The sequence below is a fragment of the Pseudogracilibacillus sp. SO30301A genome (assembly GCF_037072025.1).
GTDB lineage: Bacteria > Bacillota > Bacilli > Bacillales > Amphibacillaceae > Pseudogracilibacillus.
Window position 1 is genome coordinate 1 of sequence record NZ_JAXHDD010000108.1, and the last position, 3,145, is coordinate 3,145.

Annotated in this window: 1 protein-coding gene; it reads right to left on the reverse strand. The window is 37.7% G+C overall.

What is annotated here, in order from left to right:
- Positions 1–114 precede the first annotated feature (114 nt).
- Complete coding sequence (locus tag SPD89_RS22500; protein ID WP_336264187.1) at positions 115–2,760, reverse strand: valine--tRNA ligase; 2,646 nt, start codon at positions 2,758–2,760, stop codon at positions 115–117.
- Positions 2,761–3,145 lie beyond the last annotated feature (385 nt).

The following is a 3,145-nucleotide window of genomic DNA, read 5'->3' on the forward strand; positions in this document are numbered from 1 at the left end:
ATGAAAGTTCCACCACAACGGGGACTTTCATGATAGTTGGGTTGAACATGAGTTTAGTCAATAAAACAGGGTACAGATCAACCTGTGATTTGTACCCCTAATTTCAAATTTTTATTATGCTTTTAATTCCTTAAGTCTTTGTTCAACCATTTTACGTTTTTCTAAATATTCTACTTCTTTCTCTCTTTCTGCTGCAACAACTTTTTCCGGTGCTTTATCAACAAAACCTTTATTGGATAATTTTTTCTGAACTAATGCAACTTCTTTGTTCCATTTATCCAGTTCTTTTTCTAAACGAGCAATTTCTTTTTCAAAATCGATCAACCCTTCTAACGGTAAAAACAATTCTGCTCCGGTAATAACTGCAGTCATTGCCTGTTCAGGTGCTTCCACGGAGGCTCCGATAACAAGTTCACTTGTATTACAGAAGCGTTCTACATAATGACGGTTCTCTTCAAACTGAGAAGTAATCTCATCATCTGTCGTCTTTATAAACACGCTTACTTGTCTAGACATTGGTGTATTTACTTCAGCACGTATATTTCGTACTGCTTTTATGACTGCCATTACTTTTTCCATTTGGTTAGAAGCGACTTCATCATGATAATCAGTATTTACCTTAGGCCAAGCAGCAACAGTAATTGATTCGCCTTCATGTGGTAGCTTCTGCCATATTTCCTCTGTAATAAATGGCATATATGGATGAAGCATACGTAATGTCTGATCCAAAACATGAGCGAGTACTGATCTAGTCGTCTGCTTGCTAGCCTCATCTTCCCCATAAAGAGAAATTTTGGCCATTTCAATATACCAATCACAGAAATCATCCCAAATGAAATTGTATAAATAACGACCTGCTTCACCAAACTCATATTTATCGGTGTTCATCGTTACATGTTCAATCGTTTCATTTAATCTCGTTAAAATCCATTTATCCGGTAACGCTAGTTCTCCTGATAAATCGATATCTTTGTGCTTCAGTCCTTCCATATTCATTAAGGCAAAACGTGAGGCATTCCAAATTTTATTGGCAAAATTCCAAGTTGCTTCTACACGTTCCCAATGAAAACGTAAATCTTGACCTGGTGTGGAACCCGTTAATAAGAAATAACGTAAGGAATCTGCTCCGTATTTTTCGATTACTTCCATTGGATCAACACCATTACCGAGTGATTTACTCATTTTACGACCTTCAGCATCTCGAATTAAGCCATGAATGAGAACGTCTTTAAATGGCTTTTCTCCTGTGAATTCAACTGACTGGAAAATCATTCGTGCAACCCAGAAGAAAATAATATCGTATCCGGTAACGAGTACATCCGTTGGGAAATATCGTTTAAAATCTTTGCTATCCTTATCTGGCCAGCCCATGGTAGAAAACGGCCATAATGCAGACGAGAACCATGTATCTAAAACGTCTTTATCTTGTTCCCAGTTCTCTATATCTTGTGGTGCCTCTTTACCTACATATACTTCTCCTGTTTCTTTGTGATACCAGGCTGGAATTCGGTGTCCCCACCATAATTGTCGTGAAATACACCAATCGCGAATATTTTCCATCCAGTGTAGATACGTATTTTCAAAGCGATTCGGTACAAAATTAACTTTTCTGTCTGTTTTTTGAAGTTTCACTGCGGCATCTGCTAATGGTTGCATATTAACAAACCATTGAGTTGATAAATACGGTTCTACTACTGCTCCACTTCGCTCCGAATGGCCAACCTGATGCGTATGGTCTTCAATTTCAAATAATACACCTTGTTCCTGTAAATCTTTTACAATAGCTTTTCGGCATTCAAATCGATCCATTCCTTTATATTTTCCAGCATTCTCATTCATCGTTCCATCTTCGTTCATAACAAGTACACGCTCTAAGTTATGTCGATTTCCAATTTCAAAATCATTAGGGTCATGAGCTGGAGTAATTTTAACAGCACCTGATCCAAATTCCATATCGACATAATCATCTGCAACAATTTCAATTTCACGTCTAACGATTGGTAAAATTACTTTTTTACCAATTAAATGTTGATAACGTTCATCGTCAGGATGAACGGCAACGGCAGTATCACCGAGCATTGTTTCAGGACGTGTTGTGGCAATCTCGATTGTTTCGTCACTATCTTTTATTGGATAACGCATATGATAAAACTTTCCTTGAACTTCTTCATAATTAACTTCTATATCTGATAATGCTGTTTTCGTTTTTGGATCCCAATTTATAATATATTCACCGCGATAAATGAGACCTTTTTCATATAGTTTAATGAAGACTTCTTGCACAGCGTCAGATAATCCATCGTCTAATGTAAATCTTTCTCTCGTATAATCAAGACCTAAACCTAACTTACCCCACTGTTCGCGAATGAAATCTGCATATTCTTCTTTCCATTCCCAAACAGTTTCTATAAACTTCTCTCTTCCCATATCATAGCGAGATTTGCCTTCTTCTCTTAGTTTAGCTTCAACAACCGCTTGTGTTGCAATACCGGCATGGTCCATTCCAGGTAGCCAAAGTACATCGTATCCTTGCATTCGTTTCATTCGTGAAATTGTATCTTGCATTGTCGTATCCCATGCATGGCCTAAATGTAATTTTCCTGTTACGTTTGGCGGTGGGATTACAATAGAAAAAGGTTCTTTCTTTTCATCTCCGGTTGCTTCGAAATAATTCCCTTCCAACCAGAATCCATAACGATCTTCTTCGATTGCTTTATGGTCATATTTTGGCGGCAATTGTTGCTTATTACTTTCTGTCATAATGTTTCCTCCTCGATAATTCTTTTTACAAAACAAAAGCTGTTTTTAAAATTTGTTTTTCTACAAAATCCATAAACTGCGACGTAAGGCTCTTCTTATTAATAAATCGATACGGTTCGACTCGACATCTTGGAAAAAGACTCGACATGTTTCAAATCGACTCGACATGTTGGAAAAAGACTCGCCGTTTTCCATGACCCCCACCCTAAACGGTCACGATAAATATCGAAACATGCCCGTTTTCCACGACTCTTACCCTAAACGGTCACAATTAATATCAAAACATGACCGTTTTCCACGACCCTTAACCAAAACGGGCACGATTAACATCGAAACTTACCCGTTTTCCATGACCCTTACCCTAAACGGGCACGATTAACATCGA